The organism is Flavobacterium pedocola, assembly GCF_053764385.1.
The window spans coordinates 260,632-281,458 of record NZ_JBSNCR010000004.1 but is presented as its reverse complement, the minus strand read 5'-3'; the positions used below and the strand labels follow the sequence as shown (position 1 = coordinate 281,458).

Genomic DNA, 20,827 nt, shown 5'->3' with positions numbered 1-20,827 from the left:
TCACAGTCACAGTTTGCAGTAAAATGCGATCAGACATAAACCTGTCCGATTAGAAAAATTCAGTACGCTTTTTCTTATTTTTTAAAATATCACAAAATAATAATGATACTGAAAACTGTGACTGCGGCTGCAAACTGCGGCTGCAAACTGTGACTGAAAACTGAGACTTCAAACTTTGCGAGATTGTTAACAAATAACATTTTCATAAACCATAATAAATTGTATTTTTACGCTTCAAAATTTGTAAAGACAAAATGGGTAAAATCATTGCTATAGCCAATCAGAAAGGTGGCGTTGGAAAAACTACGACTTCCGTTAATTTAGCGGCCGCTTTAGGTGTTTTAGAGAAAAAAGTTTTATTGATCGATGCTGATCCGCAGGCCAATGCGTCTTCCGGATTGGGAATTGATGTAGAAGCTGTTGAAATCGGAACCTACCAGATTCTGGAACATAGCAATACACCCGATGAAGCTACTATTGGCTGTTCGGCTCCGAATGTTTCGGTAATTCCGGCACATATCGACCTTGTGGCTATCGAAATCGAATTGGTGGACAAAGAAAACCGTGAGTACATGCTGAAACAGGCGATGGAAAGTGTGAAAGACAAATACGACTACATCATCATTGACTGTGCTCCGTCTTTAGGGCTTTTAACTTTGAATGCTTTAACAGCTGCGGATTCGGTTGTAATCCCGATCCAGTGTGAGTATTTTGCGTTGGAAGGATTAGGAAAACTATTGAACACCATCAAAAGTGTACAGAAAATCCACAATCCGGAACTGGACATCGAAGGCTTATTGTTAACGATGTACGATTCGCGTTTACGTCTTTCCAATCAGGTGGTGGAAGAAGTTCAGAAGCATTTCAACAACATGGTTTTTGAAACCATCATCCAAAGAAATATCAAACTTAGTGAGGCACCGAGTTTCGGAGAAAGCATTATCAATTATGATGCTACCAGCAAAGGCGCTTCCAATTATCTGAACTTGGCAGAAGAAATCATCAAGAAAAACAGCAATTAATAGTGTATGACTAAAGTGGTAAAAAAACAGGCATTAGGAAGAGGATTATCAGCATTATTAAAAGATCCGGAAAACGATATCAAATCGGTTGAGGATAAAAATGCAGACAAAGTTGTCGGCAATATTATTGAGCTGGAAATCGATGCAATAGAAATCAACCCGTTTCAACCGAGAACCAATTTCAACGAAGAATCTTTACAGGAATTGGCTTCTTCAATTCGCGAATTAGGGGTTATCCAACCGATTACCGTTAGAAAAACCGATTTCAATAAATACCAGTTAATCTCAGGGGAACGCCGTTTACGCGCTTCCAAATTAATCGGATTAACAACCATTCCGGCTTATATCCGTTTAGCAAACGATAACGATTCCCTGGTTATGGCTTTGGTGGAAAACATCCAGCGTCATGACTTAGATCCAATCGAAATCGCTTTGTCTTACCAACGTTTAATTGACGAAATACAATTGACTCAGGAACAAATGAGTGACCGTGTGGGTAAAAAACGTTCCACGATCGCCAACTACTTGCGTTTATTAAAATTAGACCCGATCATTCAGACCGGAATCCGCGACGGTTTCATCTCCATGGGACACGGACGTGCCATCATCAACGTGGAAGACCTTGATGTTCAAACCGATATCTACCAGAAAATCGTAAGCCAAAACCTTTCCGTACGGGAGACGGAAGCTTTGGTTAAAGCGTATCAGGACAGCTTGAAACCGACAGCACCAAAAGCGCCTAAAGGTTCTTCTTTTGATGTAAGCCACGACAAGAAAAAAGCCATTACAGACTTCTTCGGCGCGAAAGTTGACGTAAAAGTAGCCGGAAACGGAAAAGGTAAAATCACTATTCCGTTCCATTCCGAAGAAGATTTCAATAGAATTATCAAACTAATCAACGGATAGTGAATCGGTTACTGCTCATATTTTTCTTTGCACTGTTTTTAGCACCTCAATCGTTTTTTGCCCAAACTGAGCAAACGCTTTTAGTGGCAAAAGATTCCGTTAAAGCCAAAAGAACCGACCCGCTTTCTCCTTCAAAAGCCGCTTTTTATTCGGCCGTGGTACCCGGATTGGGGCAGGTTTACAATAAAAAATACTGGAAAGTGCCGATAGTATATATCGGATTGGGAACCGGGATTTATTTTTACGCAGACAACAATAAAAAATACCATCGTTTCAGGGATGAGTACAAAAGAAGGTTAAACGGAACAGCTGACGCCAACGATCCTTATTTTGGTGGTTTAAGCAACGAAAGCCTTATACAGGGACAAAAATTCTATCAGAAAAACAGGGATTTATCAGTTTTAATCACCACAGCCATCTACATTTTGAACATTGTGGATGCCAATGTTGATGCGCATTTAATGCAATTCAACGTAAACGAAAACCTTTCATTACGACCGGATTTATACCAAAACGAAATAAATTACAAACACAACTTAGGCTTAACGCTGAATTATAATTTTTAAACAACACCATGAAAATTGCACTTTTAGGATACGGTAAAATGGGAAAAGTAATCGAGCGCATCGCCTTGGAAAGAGGCCATGAAATCGTATTGCGAAAGGACCACGATTCCGATTACTCAGGTCTTGAAAATGCTGATGTTGCCATAGATTTTAGCGTTCCGACCGCTGCAGTCAGTAACGTTTCGGCATGTTTTGATACTAATGTACCAGTGGTATGCGGAACAACAGGTTGGCTGGAGCATTACAACGATATGGTTGCCTTATGCGAAAGCAAAAACGGCGCTTTTATTTACGGTTCTAATTTCAGTCTTGGGGTGAACATTTTTTTTGAGCTGAATGATTATTTAGCCAAAATGATGTCCAATTTAAAACAGTACAAGGTAGCAATGGAAGAAATCCATCACACCCAAAAACTGGATGCCCCAAGCGGAACAGCCATCACATTGGCAGAAGGAATCATAAAAAACAGTGCGTACAACCAATGGACTTTGGAAACGCCTAAAAGCGATGAAATCCATATCGATGCCAAACGTATCGAAAATGTACCGGGAACACACAGTGTTTTTTACGATTCTGAAGTGGATCAGATAGAAATCAAACACACCGCCCACAGCCGTGAAGGATTTGCGCTGGGAGCCGTAGTAGCCGCAGAATGGCTTCAGGGGAAAAAGGGTGTTTTCACTATGAAAGATGTTTTAAACATAGGCGATTCGGTTATGCGTTAATTCGTTTATTCGAAAAGTCAAATTAAACAAAGTATCCGATCACCAAATAACAAATTATCAAATAAACTAATAAACACATTATGACACTTTTACAATGGTTTATATTTTTCCTGGTTATTCAATTAGTTCATTATTTAGGAACCTGGAAATTATATGAAAAAGCAGGAAGAAAATCATGGGAAGCTGCTATTCCCGTGTACAATTCCATTGTTTTGATGAAAATAATCGACCGCCCAACCTGGTGGACGGCATTACTTTTCATTCCGGTGGTGAACCTTATGATGTTCCCGGTAATTTGGGTGGAAACCTTACGCGCTTTCGGCAAAAAATCTACAGTTGACACCATTTTAGGTATTGTTACTCTTGGTTTTTACATCTATTACATCAACTATACACAGAATGTAACCCACATCCCGAATAAGAATGCGATTCCAAAGGAAAACACCATCAGCTCTTTAATTTTTGCTTTGGTAGTTGCTACATTGGTACACACCTATTTCATGCAACCTTTTACAATTCCTTCCTCATCATTGGAAAAATCCTTATTGGTGGGTGATTTCTTATTTGTAAGTAAATTCCATTACGGAGCCCGTACACCGATGACACCGGTTGCCGCACCAATGGTTCACGATACAATTCCGGTAGTGGGCATGAAATCGTATGCAAGCTATCCGCAATTACCGTATTTCCGTTTTCCTGGAATCCAGAAAATCGAACGTAACGACATTGTGGTATTCAACTGGCCTACAGATACTGTGTACAAATTCAGAGATGCTCAACACCAACACACACTGAAACCTAATGATAAAAAATCGAATTATGTAAAACGATGTGTTGGGATCCCGGGTGATAAACTCGATATCAAAAACGGAGACGTATACATCAATAATGCCAAACTGGTTTATCCGGAAAGAACACAACTTCAGTATTCGTATGCTGCAAAAATTGATTACAAAGCAAATACCGATTACAATAAAGAATTCACTGAGCTGAATACTTATGACAGGTTTCAGCACAACCCTATTGACAGTTTAATTTATTTCCCTGCCCTTACAGCGGAGAAAGCAGCTAAATTAAAATCGATTCAAGGCGTATTGGAAGTAACCAAATTGATTGACACTTCTAATGCAAACAAGCCAAAGTCTTATGTTTTCAAATTAAACCCGCAAACCAAAGACCCTGAGCTGGATAATATCACTGCAAAACTTAAAGCGCAAGGCTACAATGTGGTTTTGAGAGCTGAAGACAACTTATTGTTCATCGACTATATTCCAAAAGATTTCGCGGAAATTATCAAAAACCAAAAATCCGTATTAGGTGTTAAAGAATCCATTGAGATTTTCCCTCATGCGGAAGGACAAAGAGAATGGACAAAAGACAACTTAGGCTCCATTACCATTCCGGGAGCAGGGCAAAAAGTAGCATTAAACAAGGAAACCCTTCCTTTTTACAAGGCCATAATCACTGATTACGAGCACAACGATTTGAAAGTAAACGGCGATGAGATTCGTATCAACGGTCAGGTTGTAAAGGACTATACGTTTAAACAAGACTACTATTGGATGATGGGAGACAACCGCCACAACTCGGAAGATTCCCGTTACTGGGGCTTCGTTCCGTTCGATCATGTGGTTGGAAAACCTGTATTCATCTGGATGAGTATGGATCCTAATATTCCTTGGAGCAAAGCTATCGACAAAATCCGTTGGGAAAGACTGTTTACAACCGTTGGCGGTGAAGGACAACCAGTGTCGTATTTCAAATACTTCCTGTTAGCTCTTTTAGGATGGTTTGGCTACAGTTTTTACAAAAAGAGAAAAGCAAAAGCATAAACTAGTGTTTTGATGATTCGGTTATTGGGTTATTCGTTAATTAAATTGCTTTAAAAAGATGTTTGTATTTTCATTTGAAAAACTGGAAGTATGGATTAAAGCAAATTAATTTTCAAAATCAATTTACCAGGTTACTTCGGAATTTCCCGAAACAGAAAAATTTGGATTGATTAGTCAACTCCGAAGGGCATCCATATCTATTTGTTCGAATGTAGCGGAAGGCTCAGCAAGAAAGAGTTTCAAAGACAAAACCCATTTCACAACAATGGCTTTCAGTTCAGCAGTAGAAGTTCTTAATCAATTGATCATCTCACATGAATTAAAGTTTATTTCAGAAAACCAATACATTGATTTGCGTAAAAATCTGGAAAGCATTACTAATAAATTGAATGCTTTGCGAAACTATCAAATTGACAAATCATTGGAAGTAACAAATAACCAAATTCACAAATAACCAAATGAACATCCTTATACATCCCACTTATTTTCCATCCGTAAGTCATTTTGCGGCAATGGTAAAAGCCGATACGATCACATTTGAAATGGAAGACAATTACCAGAAACAAACCAATCGTAACCGGATGTATATTTATTCCCCAAACGGGATCCAAATGCTGAATATCCCTGTTAAACACAGTGACGAACTCCATCAGAAATTCAAGGATGTCCGCATCGAAAATGCTTTTGGATGGCAGAAAAACCATTTCAAATCATTGGAAGCTGCCTACAGAACCTCACCTTTCTTTGAGTATTTTGAAGATGATATCCGTCCGATTTTCGAAAAAAGGCATGAATTCATCATGGATTTGAATTTTCAAACTATGGAAATCGTTACGGATTGTTTAGGCATGAAATTCGACTATGGAAAAACGGAAGAGTATTTTCATGAAGTAACCGATAAGACCGATTTCAGACAGCTGGCTAACGGTAAAAAAGACAAAGCACAATTTGAACCTTACACGCAGGTTTTTGAAGAAAAACACGGTTTTTTGAACAACCTGAGCATTCTGGATTTGCTTTTTAACGAAGGCCGTTATGCAATGGACTACCTAAAAAACCAAACTTTATAGTTTATTATTCCTCTTCCTTCAGGCTGATTCTTGTACTGATCGGAAAATGGTCTGAGTTAATGAAATTATCGAAGTTTTTAAAACTCTTTACATCAAATTGCTTACCTACCAGGATGTAATCGATTCTCGCGGGATAGAATTCATAGTCGTACGTTTTTCCAAAACCTTCTCCGGCTTCTTCAAAAGTATCTTTCATATTCCCTTTTATGTTACGGTAAACATACGAAAAAGCACTGTTGTTCATATCGCCGCATATGATCATCGGGTAATTGCACTCGGCTTTGTGTTCCTTAATTAGTTCCGATTGCACCTGTTGCTCTGCAAAAGCTTCACTTACGCGGCGGAAAATCTTTTTGGATTTCGCCTCGTCTATTTCCTCCTTAATGTCCGGGCTGATTTTGGTGGATTGTAAATGAATACTGTACACCCGAATGGTATCGCGTTTAATCTTAATATCGGCAAATATCACGTTGTTATTGGACCCGGGAAATTCGATTTCCCCTTTATGAACAATGGGGAATTTAGAAAAAACGGCCTGACCGGTACGGATATTATCCCCTTCCTGCATCAGGATATATTTGTACTTATAGGCTTCCAACTTGATTTTAGCAGAAGTGGAATATTCCTGAATACATAAAATATCCGGATCCTGCGAGCCGATAAAGTCAACAATATCTTCCGGTATATTCTGTTTGCTCATCCATTCAAAAACATTGAAAAGACGCACATTATAACTCATTATCGTAAAATCGCCTTCTTCTTTTACCAGATCTTTTCCGGAAAATTTATAAAACTTATTAAAGAAAGTAATCCCGATCAAAAATACCACAGCAGACAAGAACGCCTGACGCTTCAGTTGTATCAGCCAATAACAAAGAAATACAATGTTTAAGATCAGCATGAGCGGTAAAACCAAAGTCAGAACCGACAGAAAAGGAAACATCTTAGGCGCCAGGAACGGCAATAAATACGCGAGAAAAGTCAATAATGCCAAGACAATATTGAAGAAAAACGCTGTTTTATTAATCCAAGATAACTTTTTCACGTATTGAATACTGCTAACGGTTTACTGACTACTGCTATTATCCTTACCTACTTTAAACAAAAATTCCTTCTCTTCTTTGGTCAGACTGTCGTATCCGGACTTACTGATTTTATCCAGGATATCGTCAATCTGTTGTTGGGTAAAGTCCTTTTGCGGTTTCGGCTGATTTTTTGTTTGGGTACTCGTATTACGATGTACTTTTTTAAACGGGGTAGATTTTCGTGGGCGGAACAAAGTAACGAAATAATCAATAATATTGGACACGATTTTACTCAAATCGGTGCCGTTCCTTAATAATTTAACGTACAGAAACCCGAAAAATGCCCCTCCCAGATGCGCAATGTGCCCTCCGGTATTTTCCATCGGAATCTGAATTAAATCCATAAACAACAACACAAAACCAATATGCCACAGTTTAACATATCCGATTAAAGGTATTTTGACTTCGGAGGTAGGCGCATAACAAACCGGTACAAACAAAATAGCCATAATGGCTCCGGATGCTCCTATCAATGTTCCGTTTACATGAAGCAGAAAACTTGAGATAACGAACGCAAGCCCAGAGAAAAAAGCACCGATAAAATATACTCCTAAAAACTGTTTTTGTGTAAAATAGGTTAAGAACAACCTTCCCGACATAAACAATACCAGCATGTTAAACAGCAAATGCCCTACGCCCGCATGCAAAAAAGCATAGGAGAAAAAAGTCCATGGCTTGAAAGCAAACTCCTGAAACGATGAGGATAGTGCCAGCCAATCGGCAAGCAGGAAATAGATGTTTCTAAAATAACTGTTGAAGATAAAAAAGGGGATTGCAATACCCACATTCCAAAAAATCAATTGCAATGTGATTCCTCCTGTACGGTATTGTAATTTTAAATCGTCTAAAATATCCATTTACTAAAATATACTGTTTATTGAATACTGTTTACTGCTTTCTGCCAACCCAAAACTAATCCCAGCGATTGTTCTTAAACTGATTATTCTTCCAGTACCACATCATGATAAAACCGATAAGCGCTCCTCCTAAGTGTGCAAAATGCCCGATTCCTCCCCTACCAAAAAGCGATGCCCCGGTTAGTCCCGAAAACAAATCTATCAGCAATAATCCGGTGATTAAATACTTGGCCTTAATCGGAATTGGGATAGGAAAGGTAAAAAATTCAGCATTGGGAAATAAAAAAGCAAAAGCTACCATAAGCCCATAAATAGCACCGGAAGCTCCTAATCCAACTGAAAAGAAACTTTTTCTCAACTTGAAAAAATCCGTATGTTCTTCCCATCTTTTATCATACATACCCTGATTCAGTATAGTAAGAGCTTCATCTTTATTAAAGCCTAAATCGGCAAGAGAATTCAACCATTGATGAAATTCAATATAATTAACCCAGGAACTGATTAAGGAAGCCCCGATACCACAGGAAAGATAAAAAAACAAAAACTTCTGGGTTCCCCACATCCTTTCCAGAGTACTTCCAAACATGAACAATCCAAACATATTAAACAGAATATGCTTGAAATCTGCATGCATGAAAACACTGGTCAAAGGCTGCCAGATCTTGAAATCTGGATTTTCAAAATAGTACAACGATAAATACTCTTGAGCTGCAGGCACGAATAACGAACCCACAAAAAAGATCACATTTATAATGATCAGATGTTTAACGGTATCGGTCAGGTTTATCATAAGGCAAATCGTTTGTCTAAATCTTCAACATCCAACGTAATGAAAGTAGGTTTATTAAAAGGTGAAATATTCGGTTCCTTACAGGCAAATAAGGAATTCACCATATTTTCCTGTTCTTTTTCCGTTAAATAAGCCCCGGTTTTTACAGCCAGACTTCTCGCCATGGATTTCGCAATACGATCGCATTGACTGAAACTGCTTTCCGGAAGCTCTCCCTGTAAATCATGAATCAGTTCTTCCAATAACGGCCTAACCTCGCTTTCGGTTACATTCGACGGCAATCCTGAAATCATTACGATCTCGGTGGTCATGGCGTTGAAAACAAATCCTGTATTTTCCAACGAAGACTGTAACTCCTTCAACAATAGCATTTCAGAAGGCGAAAAATGCAGTTCCAACGGAAACAACAACTGCTGGCTTGCCGCCTGGTGCACGGTGATGTTTGTCAAAAACTGCTCATACAAAACCCGTTGATGCGCCCTTTTCTGACTGATGACCAGCAATCCGGATTTAATCGGGCTTACTATATATTTTTTTTGAATCTGATACGTTTTATTGCCAGCCGATTCCACTTCGGCGTCTTCAAACAGCGATCCGGTCACTTCTTCACTTTCAAACTGAATTTCCTTGACGTCTATTTCATCAGTCGCCTGTGTCAATCCGACGTATAAACTTTCCCAACCCGCCTGACTTTCCTGCTTTTTATACCCGGAACCAAAAGAATGGGAACCGCCTGAAGAAGAAGAAAAAACTCTTGAGGGTTTCTCTTCCGCAAACGGATTAAAATTCGCATCCACCTGAATTAAAGGCGTTTCGCTTTCTTTATCTTTATAATCATACGGAATATCCAAAGACGCGTCTCTTTCAAAATCCAGCACCGGCGCAACATTGAACTGCCCTAAACTGTGCTTGACCGAAGAACGCAAAATCGCATACATCGATTGTTCGTCATCGAATTTGATTTCGGTCTTGGTCGGATGGATATTGATATCGATAGTGTGCGGAGGAACATCTAAAAACAGGAAATAACTCGGTTGGCTGCCGTCTTTCAGTAAACCTTCATAAGCGGCCATAATCGCGTGGTGCAGGTATGGGCTTTTGATAAATCGGTCGTTTACAAAGAAAAACTGCTCCCCACGGTTCTTCTTGGAAAATTCCGGTTTTCCGACAAACCCCTGGATTCCGACAATTTCAGTACTTTCTGAAACTGGCACCAGCTTTTCATTAGTCTTTCCGCCAAAAACATTGACAATTCGCTGTCTTGTATTGGAAATCGGCAAATTGAACATTTCGCTACCGTTGTGCATCAGTACAAAATGAATGTTCGGATGCGCCAAAGCTACCCGTTCAAAATCATCAACGATATGACGAAACTCAACCGTATCCGATTTCAGGAAATTACGACGCGCCGGAATATTGAAAAACAGGTTTTTTACGGAAAAGGAAGTCCCTTTGGGCAAAACCGCTACATCCTGAGACACAAATTTGCTCCCTTCAATGATAAGATGCGTTCCTAAATCCTCCTGATCCTGTTTGGTTTTCAGTTCCACATGGGCAATCGCCGCAATGGAGGCCAAGGCTTCACCACGAAATCCTTTAGTATGCAGGGAAAACAAATCCTCCGCATGACGGATTTTAGAAGTCGCATGGCGTTCAAAACACAGTTTAGCATCAGTTTCCGACATCCCTTTACCGTTATCGATCACCTGGATTAATGTTTTTCCGGCGTCTTTGACGATCAGTTTGATTTCGGTTGCTCCCGCATCCACGGCATTTTCCACCAGTTCTTTCACTACGGATGAAGGTCGCTGAACGACTTCACCGGCAGCTATCTGGTTGGCAACGTGATCTGGAAGTAATTGGATGATGCTCGACATTCAAAAATTATAAGTTATGAATTATAAGTTATGAATTGATGCATAACCTAAGTTCACAAATTTAACGAAAATCTCTTGGGTTTTATCGTTTATGAAATCATAAAAAAACAAAAAAACCTACTCTTCCGAATAGGTTTTTCATATTGTAAAAAAGAATACGCTTATTGCGCTGTATTTCTTCTTAAATCGGCCATTTTGATAGCTGCGATTGCCGCTTCCGTTCCTTTGTTTCCGTGTTTTCCCCCGCTGCGATCGATGGACTGCTGTTCGTTGTTATCGGTTAAAAGACAAAAGATTACCGGAACATCAGTCTGTACGTTCAAATCTTTAATTCCCTGCGTTACGCCTTCACATACAAATTCAAAGTGCATGGTTTCTCCTTTGATCACACAACCAATGGTAATCACACAATCCACTTCCTGGGTTACAATCATGCGTTGTGCGCCGTACACCAATTCAAAACTACCCGGAACATTCCAACGGATAATGTTTTCCGGCAGTGCCCCGCAATCTAAAAGTGCTGCTTCCGCACCGGAATACAAGCCTTCGGTAATTTTATCGTTCCATTCTGAAACAACAATCCCAAACCGAAAATCTTTCGCGTTTGGGATTGTGTTTTTATCGTAATTGGATAAATTCTTATTTGCTGTTGCCATGCTTATTCAATCATTGCAATCGTTGCCTCAATGTTTTGTGCTTCCTGAGACATTTCGTATTTCTCTTTAATATCGGTAAACAATTTCAAAGCATCTTGTTTTTTACCCATATCCAAAGCTAACATACCTGCTTTATACATGTATCTTGGTGTAGTAAAATCGTTGATACTTGCATCAGCCGCTTTTTTGTAATACGTTAAGGCATCTTCTTTCTGACCTAATTCAGAGAAAGCATCACCGATAGCTCCGGTAGCGATTGCACTTAAAAACATATCGTTTGATTTAAACTGCTCTAATTCCGCTACGGCTTCTTTGAATTTTCCTGTATTCAGGTAAGACATCCCAGCGTAGTAATGTGCAAGGTTAGCCGCTTTCGTTCCGGAATACTGCTCAGTAATTCCGATAAAACCAAGTTTTCCTTCCCCGCCTTTTAAAGCAAGATTATATAGTGAATCATTAGCCGCCTGACCGTCTACAGCCTGTTGGAAATATTGCTGTGCCTGGAACATTTCGTTTGCAGCCTCAGTCTCTTTAGGCTCAACGATAAATTTGCTGTATAATAAATACCCGGCAGCTGCAATGGCAATAACCCCTACAATTCCGAAAATGTATTTCTGATTTTTAGCAACCCAATCCTCTAACTTATTAGCACTCTCGTCTAATGTATTAAACACCTCAGCCGTGGCACTGTCTTCTTCTTTGATGTTGTCTACTGCTTCAACTTCAACTTGGTTTTCAACTGCTTCGTCTTTTGGTTTTGGTTGTTTATAACCTCTTTTGTTATATGTTGCCATCTATTTTTAATTTATTGAACGGCAAAAATAAAATTTTTATTCATATATGGAAATCCTTTTTGTCGATATTTTTCAATAATTTGCACCCACTTTTGAAAAATGATTTAAAATCGCTTCAATAATTCAGGATTTCACGTGCATCTCAAGAAACTTTCCCTTTTCAATTATAAGAACATTGCCGAAGCCACATTCGATTTCGATGCAAAAATAAATTGCTTTGTAGGAAGGAACGGAATCGGGAAAACCAACATCCTGGATGCGATTTACCACCTCGCCTACGGAAAAAGCTATTTCAACCCTTTGGCCCTGCAGAATATCCGTCACGGCGAAGAGTTTTTTGTAGTGGACGGCGTTTTTGAAAAAGAAGAGCGCCAGGAACAAATCGTATGCAGTTTAAAGAAAGGCCAGAAAAAAGTCCTGAAACGCAACAACAAACCCTACGAAAAGTTTTCAGACCATATCGGTTTTATCCCTTTGGTGATTATTTCGCCTTCCGATCAGGATTTGATTATCGAAGGCAGTGAAACCCGACGAAAATTCATCGACAGCGTTATTTCGCAACTGGACAGCCACTATTTACAACAACTGATTCAGTATCAGAAAATTGTTGCCCAGCGCAATGCCTTGTTGAAATATTTTGCGCTTAATCAGACTTTTGAAAAAGACACTTTATCGATTTACAACGAACAACTGGAAACGCTTGGGAAACAAATTTTTGAAAAGCGCAAACAGTTTCTGGACGATTTCATCCCGATTTTCGACAAGCACCACAAAGCGATTACCGATTCGGCGGAAAGTGTACAGATTGTTTACGAAAGTCAGCTCTTTGAAAAACCGCTTTTGGATCTGTTTGACGAATTCCTGGCAAAAGACCGCGCGCTGCAATACACCAGCGTCGGCATCCATAAAGATGATTTATCCTTTGAAATCGACAATTTTCCGATTAAAAAATTCGGCTCACAGGGACAACAAAAGTCGTTTCTGATCGCGTTAAAACTGGCGCAGTTCGAATTCATCAAAAAACAATGCGGCGTTTTACCCATTTTATTATTCGACGATATTTTCGACAAACTGGATGAAACCCGTGTGAGCAAAATTGTGGAAATGGTGAACGATGAAACCTTCGGGCAATTGTTCATCTCCGATACGCATCCGGAACGTACGGAAGCCATTGTAAAATCCACACATCAGTCATACAAACTATTTAATTTGTAAATTTACGGCCCAAAACTAATTAAGAATGAACGCATTAAAAATCATAACCATTGCTTTTACCACATTACTTTTCAGCAACTGCAGTGAAAGCCAAACCTTTAAAAGTGTTTCCGTTACCGATTTTGAGTCTTTATTAAAATCGACCTCGAGCGCACAATTGTTAGACGTAAGAACTTCCGGTGAATATGCCGGTGGCGCTCTTAGCAATTCGAAAAACATCGACTGGAATGGTGATAATTTCGAAGCTGAAGCAAGCAAACTGGATAAATCAAAACCGATTTTTGTATACTGTTTAGCCGGCGGAAGAAGCAAAAAAGCAGCAGCCAAACTATCCGAAATGGGCTTTGAAACCATTTACGAAATGGACGGTGGTTACATGAAATGGAGCGCTTCCCATCCATCCGAAGCAAAAACAGCAGACAAAGGCATGAGCAAATCTGAATATGAAAAATTAATCAGTTCCGATAAAGTCGTGGTTATCGATTTCTACGCGGAATGGTGTGGCCCATGCAAAAAAATGGCACCCTATCTTACTAAAATGGAGAAAGACTACGCTGGAAAAGCTAAAATCGTTCGTTTGGATGCTGATATAAACAAAGCACTTTTCAATGGATTGGGCTACCAGGAACTCCCGGTGGTGCTCGTGTTCAAAAACGGAAAAGAAGTATGGAAAAAGAACGGTTTTGTTTCCGAAACAGAGTTAAAAGCGCAACTTAACTAATCAAAAGCCTGACATTCAATGCAGATTCAACATAATTTCTCCTTAAAAAACTACAACACTTTCGGAATTGAAGCCAAAGCAAAATCATTTGTGGATGTTTCCAATACCGAAGAACTGGCACAAATCCTAAAAGAACACCAGAACGAAAAACTGTTCATTCTTGGCGGCGGAAGCAATATGCTTTTAACACAGGACATTGAGGCTTTGGTAATCCACGTGAATCTTAAAGGCAAAAGAATCCTTAAGGAAGACGACGATTACGTTTGGGTGGAAGGAAATGCAGGAGAAAATTGGCATGAATTCGTATTGTGGAACATCCAGCAGGATTTCGGAGGTATTGAAAACATGTCGTTAATTCCGGGCAATGTCGGCACTACTCCTATTCAGAACATTGGTGCTTACGGTGCGGAAATAAAAGATACTTTCGTCTCCTGCGAAGCTATGCGAATTGATACTCAGGAAATTGTAACATTCAACAACGAAGAATGCAAATTCGGTTACCGTGAGAGTATTTTCAAAAACGAAGCAAAAAACGAATTTGTAATCACTTCAGTAGTTTACAAACTAACCAAAAGAAACCACAAAATAAATACATCATACGGTGCTATTGACGGCGAACTGGCTAAACACGGCATCACCAATCCTTCCATTAAAGAAGTAAGTGACGCGGTAATTGCCATCCGTCAAAGTAAACTTCCGGATCCGAAAGAGTTGGGTAATAGCGGCAGTTTCTTCAAAAACCCAATCGTTGCAAAAGAAGTCTACGAAAAAGCGCATGCTATTTACACTGATATGCCACATTATAACGTAGGTGAAAACGAAGTAAAAGTTCCGGCGGGCTGGCTAATCGAACAAGCCGGTTTTAAAGGCAAACGCTTCGGAGATGCCGGCGTACACACTTTACAGGCTTTGGTCTTGGTCAATTACGGAAACGCCACCGGTCAGGAAATCTTCAATTTATCAAAGGAAATCCAGAAGACGGTTTTGGAGAAATTCGGCATTGCCATTGAGGCGGAAGTGAATATTATTTAGCCGATGATTTGGTTATTTGATTTTTCGGTTATTTGATATTTTAAAATTCACAATTCATAACTTATAATTCATAATTCCAAATGTACATCCCCGACCTTTACAAAAACGAAAACACCGAAGAAATCAAAAGCTTTATCAAAAACAACAGCTTTGGGATATTGGTGAATCAGACGCAGGGTAAACTTTGGGGTACGCACATTCCTTTGGAACTGGAGACGAATGCTGCGGGCAAAGAAGTGTTGTTCGGACATATTTCCAAAGAAAATCCGCAATGGACCGGTTTTGAAAACAACAATGAAGTGCTGGCTATTTTTAACGGACCTCACTCCTACATCTCTTCTTCCTGGTACGATCATGAAAACGTCCCGACCTGGAATTATCTTGCGGTACATGTTTACGGAAAAGTAAAAATCATCGAAGGCGACGACTTGCTTTTCGCCATGAAAAAACTGGTCGATAAATACGAAGCGGCCTCCAAAAATCCGGTGCGTATTGAAAATCTTTCTTCAGAAACCATGAAACAAATTAAGGGAATTGTGGCTTTTGAAATAGAGATCACCGACCTTCAGGCTGTAAAGAAACTTTCCCAAAACCGCGACGATAAAAACCACAAAGCCGTCATCTCCGAGCTGGAAAAAAGAAAAGATGCTAATTCGCACCATATTGCCGAAGCCATGAAAAAAGATCGGGGTTAATCGCTGTCGATTGTTAAAAACTAAGCCTGTCAATTTTATTTAAGTGAACTCTTTTCACTAAATTTGCCCTGAAATTTAACACTATCCGGGCTTTCCTATGCTGCTAATTTTACTTTACGTTTTTATCGGAATCATTGCCATTCAACTATTTTATTATCTGATTGTTTTCGGAAAATTCGCTTTTGCCAAAAACCAGCAGATCACCCCGAAACGCATTCCTATTTCTGTTATCGTGTGCGCTAAAAACGAAGCCGAAAACGTAAAAGAATTCATCCCGATTTTAGCGGAGCAAAACTACCCGGACTTCGAAATCGTTTTAATTGACGATGCTTCCAGCGATGACACCCTTGAGATTTTCGAAGCCTTTGAGCGTCAGTATCCCAACATCAGATTAGTTAAGGTTCAGAATAACGAAGCCTTTTGGGGGAATAAAAAATTCGCTTTAACACTGGGAATCAAAGCTGCTTCCAAAGAATATTTATTGTTTACGGATGCGGATTGTTACCCGACTTCGAAAGACTGGATCACGAACATGAGCTCTCAATTCACGATGCACAAAACCATTGTTTTAGGTTATGGGGCTTATGAAAAAATTAAAGGTTCGTTCTTAAATAAAATCATCCGTTTCGAAACCATGTTAACCGCTACCCAGTATTTCTCATGGGCGAAGATGGGGAAACCTTATATGGGTGTGGGCCGAAATCTGGCATACAAACGCGAGGAGTTTTTCCGCGTAAATGGTTTTATCGAACATATGACAGTGCGCTCCGGTGATGATGATCTGTTTATCAATCAGGCAGCAAAAGGCAGCAACACGACGTATTGTTATACTCCGGAAAGTTTTACGGTTTCGGAACCTAAAAAAACATGGAAAAGTTGGTTCAACCAGAAACGCCGTCATGTTTCCACCGCAAAACTGTACAAAGGATTTGATAAATTTCAACTGGGATTGTATTATTTCTCCCAATTAAGTTTCCTGCTTTTGGCGGTTTTACTGTTAGCCTTTCAGTTCCAATGGATGATTGTGGCCGGATTAATCGTTTTCCGTTACATCTTCAGCTGGACTACATTAGGATATGCTGCCGCAAAGCTTAAAGAAAAAGATATAATCTACTGGTTCCCAGTCCTTGAAATAATCCTTATCTTCACACAGTTAAATGTGTTTTTTACTAATTTAGTTTCAAAACCTGTACATTGGAAATAACTTCAGAATTCATACAGCAAAATATTGAAAAGGCTAAAATGGGCGACCAGGTAGCCTTTACTTTTTTATTGGACTTTTTCTGGAACGAGGTTTACGGCTTCATGCTCAAAAGAACCGAAAACGAAACCGACACCGAAGACATCGTAATCGAAACTTTCGCCAAAGCTTTTGACAAAATCGCGACCTACAACCCGGAATACGGCTTCAACACCTGGCTGATCGCTATTGCCAAAAACGTTCACATCGACATGTTACGCAAGAAAAAATCAGCGTTGTTTGTGGAAATGACCGATGAAGAAGACCATCAGGCGTATGATGTGGCCGACACAACTCCTTCCGTGGAAGACGAAATCATCAAGGAACAAAACCTGGCCCGATTACTTTTGTTGATAAAAGAATTAAAACCCGCATACCAAGAAGTGATACAATTGCGTTATTTCCAGGAAATGAGTTATCAGGAAATTGCCGATGAACTGGAAGAACCTCTGAACAATGTAAAAATCAAACTGTTACGAGCAAAAAAACTCCTGGCGGAAATCATTCAACAAAAGCACTAATTAACTGTTTTTCTTACAAAATAAATTCCTATTTTCAGACATTATCTTCAATGTAAATGTTAAATTAAAATTATTTTATAAAATTTTTAACATTTCATATACCATGCTAGCATAGTTTTCGTTATTAAATAAAAAGAAGCTATTTAATTAACCTCAAAACTTACTAGTATGTCTAAAATCAACATTTACGAAACCGGTTGGCTAAACATGGTTTTCGAAGGACGAAACAAAGCCTATGGCGCTTATCAGTTAAGAACTGAAAATCCAAAAACTACTTTACGAGCCTTATTTACTGCTTTGGGTTTATTTGCCTCTGCCGCAGCAATCCCGTTAGCGATAAGCTATTTCAGTCCACAAGGAATGGCAAGAGTAGAAAAACCGGCACATCCGGACGATCCGATAGTATTGGTCGATCTACAACCTCTTAAAGAAGAGCCTCTTAAAGAAGAAAAAGGCCCTGAAATTCCAGAACCCGTTGAAGAAAAAACGGTAAAATACACCAACATGGTCGTTACTGAAAAGAAAAATGTCACAGAAGATGTTACCACTAACAAGGAATTGGAAAATGCCCAGATAAGCACCGTAACTAATGAAGGAAAAGAACCCGGCGGAAATGCCCTTGAACCAAAACCAACTGGCAACACAGGCGGTACAGGAACAACTCCGTCTACCAACACTTTAGAATCTACTGTTACGGTGGACAAACAACCTCAATATCCGGGCGGTATCGCTGAATTCCTAAAAAATGTCGGAAAAAAATTCAACACTCCTGAAGTGGAAAACGATGCCAAAACATTAAAGGTATTAGTATATTTTGTAATTGAAAAAGACGGTTCTTTATCAAACATCAAAGTAACACGTGATCCTGGTTATAACTTAGGAAAAGAAGCCCTACGCGTTTTGAACTCCATGAAAACCAAATGGGAACCGGGCTATAAAAACGGAGAACCTGTACGAACCGCTTACAATCTTCCGATTGTTATTAACGTTCAATAAGAAAGGCTGGCTTCCAGCCTTTCTTTTATTTACTTTCCGTATCGTTTTTCTTCAAAGTAAAAAACAAAAAGAAATAGCCCAGCAGTCCGGCAACCAACGAGGAAATCAGGATGGCTATTTTAGAAATTGTAATTTCTTCGGATTGCTCCTTAAAGGCTAGCAAGGTGATAAAAATAGACATCGTAAACCCTATTCCTGCTAGAAAACCCGTGGCAAAAAGCTGACTCCATTTCAGTTTATCCGGCAGTTTGCAGACACCTATCATCACAAACAAAAAACAGAAAAGAAAAACCCCAACAGGTTTACCCAACACCAATCCCAAAAAAATACCGATACTGTTTTCATGGGTCAACCCTGCTATCCAATCGCCTCCAAAAACCACAGCGGTATTCGCCAAAGCAAAAAGCGGTAAAATAACAAACGCGACGGGCTTATGAAGCAAATGCTGCATTTTATGGGAAATTGCATTTTCACTTCCATCCCCAAAAGGAATCACAAAAGCCAGTAAAACTCCGGCAATAGTGGCATGAATACCCGAATTCAGCATAAAATACCACATTCCTATCCCACCCACAACATAAGGGATCCAGCTGTTGACTTTCATTCGGTTACATACGAACAAAACCCCCATAATTCCCAAAGCCAGTCCTAAATTTAAAAGAGAAAGAGAATCGGTATAAAAAACAGCGATCACTAAAATTGCCCCCAAATCATCAATCACAGCCAATGCAGTCAAAAATACTTTTAAGGCCAATGGCACCCTTTTTCCCAAAAGCGACAAAACCCCTAAAGCGAATGCAATATCGGTAGCCATCGGAATCCCTGCTCCGGCTTGCGTTTGGGTTCCGTAATTAAAAAACAGATAAATCCCGGCCGGTACAACCATACCTCCAATGGCCGCAATAACAGGCAGTAAAGCATTCCGGAATGTTGAAAGTTCACCAATGTAAAGCTCCCGCTCTAGTTCCAAACCGATCAGCAGAAAGAAAATCGTCATCAGACCATCGTTAATCCAATGTTCAAAAGAATGATTGGCAATCGGGTACTGCCAAAGCTGCTCATAATTTTCATGAAACCCGGAATTGGCAAGCAACAGCGATACCATTGTACAAACAATCAAAACCACTCCTGAGGCTTTTTCACTTTCGAAGAATTCGGTAAACAACTTGGTAACCCTCATGCTATTTTCGGCTATTATGATGAATTTTCGCTAAAATACCACTTTTTACACAAACCGTAAACCCAATCCATTACTTATGATTTAACCTATTAAAAATGCGTTAAACGAAGTCATAAGTTCACAACAATTAGTATCTTTGCCATTATTTTCAGCATTATGGACACTGTTTTAGACTCCAACATCTTACCAAAAGCCAAACCAAAATGGCTGCGCGTAAAACTGCCTACAGGTCAGAAATACACTGAACTGCGAGGCTTGGTTGACAAATACAAATTAAACACCATTTGTACTTCCGGAAGTTGCCCGAATATGGGAGAATGCTGGGGAGAAGGAACAGCCACGTTCATGATTTTAGGAAATGTATGTACCCGCTCGTGCGGTTTTTGCGGCGTTAAAACCGGAAGACCGGAAACAGTGGATTGGGACGAACCGGAAAAAGTAGCCCGATCCATCAAAATCATGAACATCAAACATGCCGTGATTACCAGCGTGGACCGTGATGATATTAAAGACATGGGCTCCATCATTTGGGCGGAAACCGTGAAAGCCATCCGCAGAATGAACCCGGAAACCACTCTGGAAACTTTAATCCCTGATTTCCAAGGCGTAGAACGTATTTTAGATCGCATTGTGGAAGTAAGCCCGGAAGTAGTTTCCCACAACATGGAAACCGTTCGTCGTTTAACCCGCGAAGTACGTATCCAGGCCAAATACGACAGAAGTTTAGCCGTTTTAAAATACCTGAAAGACCAAGGCATCCGCAGAACCAAATCCGGCATTATGTTAGGTTTGGGCGAAACGGAAGAAGAAGTGATTCAGACCATGAAAGATTTACGCGATGCCAATGTAGACATCGTAACCATCGGACAATACTTGCAACCGAGTAAAAAACACTTACCGGTTAAAGAATTCATCACTCCGGAACAATTCGAGAAATACGAAAAAATCGGAAAAGAATTAGGTTTCCGCCATGTGGAAAGTGGTGCTTTGGTTCGTTCTTCTTATCATGCTCAAAAACACATTCTTTAATAATTTAAATTACCTTTT

The 20,827-nt window shown here is 39.6% G+C and carries 22 protein-coding genes; 15 read left to right on the top strand and 7 right to left on the bottom strand.

Features of this window, described 5'->3' with window-relative positions; genetic code table 11:
- Positions 1–254: 254 nt before the first annotated feature.
- From ACWPKD_RS11205 to ACWPKD_RS11175, 7 genes are all read left to right on the top strand, one after another.
- Positions 255–1,022: a ParA family protein gene (locus tag ACWPKD_RS11205; protein WP_455412766.1), complete on the top strand. Its 768-nt coding sequence runs from the start codon at positions 255–257 to the stop codon at positions 1,020–1,022.
- 6 nt (positions 1,023–1,028) lie between these two features.
- Entirely contained in the window at positions 1,029–1,928 is a 900-nt protein-coding gene (locus tag ACWPKD_RS11200) for a ParB/RepB/Spo0J family partition protein (protein WP_455412765.1), read from the top strand.
- Positions 1,928–2,494, top strand: a complete 567-nt coding sequence (locus tag ACWPKD_RS11195) for a DUF5683 domain-containing protein (RefSeq protein WP_455412764.1) — start codon at positions 1,928–1,930, stop codon at positions 2,492–2,494. Before ACWPKD_RS11200 ends, ACWPKD_RS11195 begins: the two co-directional genes overlap by 1 nt.
- Positions 2,495–2,502: 8 nt before the next feature.
- Positions 2,503–3,219 carry a 4-hydroxy-tetrahydrodipicolinate reductase gene (gene dapB, locus ACWPKD_RS11190; RefSeq protein WP_455412763.1) on the top strand — a complete coding sequence of 239 codons (717 nt, stop codon included), beginning with the start codon at positions 2,503–2,505 and terminating at the stop codon, positions 3,217–3,219.
- An 80-nt stretch (positions 3,220–3,299) separates the two neighbouring features.
- Entirely contained in the window at positions 3,300–5,051 is a 1,752-nt protein-coding gene (gene lepB / locus ACWPKD_RS11185; RefSeq protein WP_455412762.1) for a signal peptidase I, read from the top strand.
- 121 nt (positions 5,052–5,172) lie between these two features.
- The gene (locus ACWPKD_RS11180) at positions 5,173–5,505 is read left to right on the top strand and encodes a four helix bundle protein (protein WP_455412968.1); all 333 of its coding nucleotides are present in this window, start codon (positions 5,173–5,175) and stop codon (positions 5,503–5,505) included.
- A gap of 4 nt (positions 5,506–5,509) precedes the next feature.
- Positions 5,510–6,121, top strand: coding sequence for a WbqC family protein (locus tag ACWPKD_RS11175; RefSeq protein WP_455412761.1), 612 nt, complete (start codon positions 5,510–5,512; stop codon positions 6,119–6,121).
- Between the two features lie 4 nt (positions 6,122–6,125).
- Here ACWPKD_RS11175 and ACWPKD_RS11170 read toward each other — a convergent pair whose 3' ends face one another.
- The 6 genes from ACWPKD_RS11170 to ACWPKD_RS11145 all read right to left on the bottom strand — a co-directional run bounded on the left by ACWPKD_RS11170 (position 6,126) and on the right by ACWPKD_RS11145 (position 12,180).
- Entirely contained in the window at positions 6,126–7,166 is a 1,041-nt protein-coding gene (locus ACWPKD_RS11170; protein ID WP_455412760.1) for an endonuclease/exonuclease/phosphatase family protein, read from the bottom strand.
- A 21-nt stretch (positions 7,167–7,187) separates the two neighbouring features.
- A complete protein-coding gene (locus tag ACWPKD_RS11165) occupies positions 7,188–8,063 on the bottom strand; it encodes a rhomboid family intramembrane serine protease (RefSeq protein WP_455412759.1) in 876 nt (291 codons plus the stop codon).
- 55 nt (positions 8,064–8,118) lie between these two features.
- The gene (locus tag ACWPKD_RS11160) at positions 8,119–8,853 is read right to left on the bottom strand and encodes a rhomboid family intramembrane serine protease (protein WP_455412758.1); all 735 of its coding nucleotides are present in this window, start codon (positions 8,851–8,853) and stop codon (positions 8,119–8,121) included.
- Positions 8,850–10,730, bottom strand: coding sequence for a DNA mismatch repair endonuclease MutL (gene mutL / locus ACWPKD_RS11155; protein WP_455412757.1), 1,881 nt, complete (start codon positions 10,728–10,730; stop codon positions 8,850–8,852). Before mutL ends, ACWPKD_RS11160 begins: the two co-directional genes overlap by 4 nt.
- Positions 10,731–10,891: 161 nt before the next feature.
- A complete protein-coding gene (gene ribH, locus ACWPKD_RS11150) occupies positions 10,892–11,386 on the bottom strand; it encodes a 6,7-dimethyl-8-ribityllumazine synthase (RefSeq protein WP_367230879.1) in 495 nt (164 codons plus the stop codon).
- 2 nt (positions 11,387–11,388) lie between these two features.
- The gene (locus tag ACWPKD_RS11145; protein WP_455412756.1) at positions 11,389–12,180 is read right to left on the bottom strand and encodes a tetratricopeptide repeat protein; all 792 of its coding nucleotides are present in this window, start codon (positions 12,178–12,180) and stop codon (positions 11,389–11,391) included.
- Between the two features lie 135 nt (positions 12,181–12,315).
- Here ACWPKD_RS11145 and recF point away from each other — a divergent pair, with 135 nt between their 5' ends.
- The 7 genes from recF to ACWPKD_RS11110 all read left to right on the top strand — a co-directional run bounded on the left by recF (position 12,316) and on the right by ACWPKD_RS11110 (position 18,600).
- Positions 12,316–13,395 (top strand): DNA replication/repair protein RecF, encoded by a 1,080-nt coding sequence (gene recF, locus ACWPKD_RS11140; RefSeq protein ID WP_455412755.1) that lies wholly within the window; start codon positions 12,316–12,318, stop codon positions 13,393–13,395.
- 25 nt (positions 13,396–13,420) lie between these two features.
- A complete protein-coding gene (locus ACWPKD_RS11135) occupies positions 13,421–14,116 on the top strand; it encodes a thioredoxin domain-containing protein (protein WP_455412754.1) in 696 nt (231 codons plus the stop codon).
- Positions 14,117–14,134: 18 nt separating this feature from the next.
- Positions 14,135–15,148, top strand: coding sequence for a UDP-N-acetylmuramate dehydrogenase (murB, locus tag ACWPKD_RS11130; RefSeq protein WP_455412753.1), 1,014 nt, complete (start codon positions 14,135–14,137; stop codon positions 15,146–15,148).
- Between the two features lie 80 nt (positions 15,149–15,228).
- Positions 15,229–15,843, top strand: coding sequence for an FMN-binding negative transcriptional regulator (locus ACWPKD_RS11125; RefSeq protein WP_455412752.1), 615 nt, complete (start codon positions 15,229–15,231; stop codon positions 15,841–15,843).
- A 97-nt stretch (positions 15,844–15,940) separates the two neighbouring features.
- Positions 15,941–17,047, top strand: a complete 1,107-nt coding sequence (locus ACWPKD_RS11120; protein ID WP_455412751.1) for a glycosyltransferase — start codon at positions 15,941–15,943, stop codon at positions 17,045–17,047.
- A 38-nt stretch (positions 17,048–17,085) separates the two neighbouring features.
- Positions 17,086–17,604 carry an RNA polymerase sigma factor gene (locus tag ACWPKD_RS11115; RefSeq protein ID WP_455412967.1) on the top strand — a complete coding sequence of 173 codons (519 nt, stop codon included), beginning with the start codon at positions 17,086–17,088 and terminating at the stop codon, positions 17,602–17,604.
- Between the two features lie 168 nt (positions 17,605–17,772).
- Positions 17,773–18,600: an energy transducer TonB gene (locus tag ACWPKD_RS11110; protein WP_455412750.1), complete on the top strand. Its 828-nt coding sequence runs from the start codon at positions 17,773–17,775 to the stop codon at positions 18,598–18,600.
- A gap of 25 nt (positions 18,601–18,625) precedes the next feature.
- Here the strand turns inward: ACWPKD_RS11110 and nhaA are convergent, their stop codons facing one another.
- On the bottom strand, positions 18,626–19,780 hold the full coding sequence (nhaA, locus tag ACWPKD_RS11105) for a Na+/H+ antiporter NhaA (RefSeq protein ID WP_455412749.1): 1,155 nt from the start codon (positions 19,778–19,780) through the stop codon (positions 18,626–18,628).
- 156 nt (positions 19,781–19,936) lie between these two features.
- Between nhaA and lipA the strand changes: the two genes are divergently transcribed.
- Positions 19,937–20,809, top strand: coding sequence for a lipoyl synthase (lipA, locus tag ACWPKD_RS11100; RefSeq protein WP_455412748.1), 873 nt, complete (start codon positions 19,937–19,939; stop codon positions 20,807–20,809).
- Positions 20,810–20,827 lie beyond the last annotated feature (18 nt).

Coding starts and splice junctions, on each gene's coding strand:
- murB (WP_455412753.1), top strand. CDS start 14,135: ATGCAGATTCAACATAATTTCTCCTTAAAAAACTACAACACTTTCGGA.
- ACWPKD_RS11205 (WP_455412766.1), top strand. CDS start 255: ATGGGTAAAATCATTGCTATAGCCAATCAGAAAGGTGGCGTTGGAAAA.
- lipA (WP_455412748.1), top strand. CDS start 19,937: ATGGACACTGTTTTAGACTCCAACATCTTACCAAAAGCCAAACCAAAA.
- nhaA (WP_455412749.1), bottom strand. CDS start 19,780: ATGAGGGTTACCAAGTTGTTTACCGAATTCTTCGAAAGTGAAAAAGCC.
- ACWPKD_RS11110 (WP_455412750.1), top strand. CDS start 17,773: ATGTCTAAAATCAACATTTACGAAACCGGTTGGCTAAACATGGTTTTC.
- mutL (WP_455412757.1), bottom strand. CDS start 10,730: ATGTCGAGCATCATCCAATTACTTCCAGATCACGTTGCCAACCAGATA.
- ACWPKD_RS11125 (WP_455412752.1), top strand. CDS start 15,229: ATGTACATCCCCGACCTTTACAAAAACGAAAACACCGAAGAAATCAAA.
- lepB (WP_455412762.1), top strand. CDS start 3,300: ATGACACTTTTACAATGGTTTATATTTTTCCTGGTTATTCAATTAGTT.
- ACWPKD_RS11145 (WP_455412756.1), bottom strand. CDS start 12,180: ATGGCAACATATAACAAAAGAGGTTATAAACAACCAAAACCAAAAGAC.
- ACWPKD_RS11120 (WP_455412751.1), top strand. CDS start 15,941: ATGCTGCTAATTTTACTTTACGTTTTTATCGGAATCATTGCCATTCAA.
- ribH (WP_367230879.1), bottom strand. CDS start 11,386: ATGGCAACAGCAAATAAGAATTTATCCAATTACGATAAAAACACAATC.
- ACWPKD_RS11165 (WP_455412759.1), bottom strand. CDS start 8,063: ATGGATATTTTAGACGATTTAAAATTACAATACCGTACAGGAGGAATC.
- ACWPKD_RS11115 (WP_455412967.1), top strand. CDS start 17,086: ATGGGCGACCAGGTAGCCTTTACTTTTTTATTGGACTTTTTCTGGAAC.
- dapB (WP_455412763.1), top strand. CDS start 2,503: ATGAAAATTGCACTTTTAGGATACGGTAAAATGGGAAAAGTAATCGAG.
- ACWPKD_RS11175 (WP_455412761.1), top strand. CDS start 5,510: ATGAACATCCTTATACATCCCACTTATTTTCCATCCGTAAGTCATTTT.
- ACWPKD_RS11160 (WP_455412758.1), bottom strand. CDS start 8,853: ATGATAAACCTGACCGATACCGTTAAACATCTGATCATTATAAATGTG.
- ACWPKD_RS11200 (WP_455412765.1), top strand. CDS start 1,029: ATGACTAAAGTGGTAAAAAAACAGGCATTAGGAAGAGGATTATCAGCA.
- ACWPKD_RS11135 (WP_455412754.1), top strand. CDS start 13,421: ATGAACGCATTAAAAATCATAACCATTGCTTTTACCACATTACTTTTC.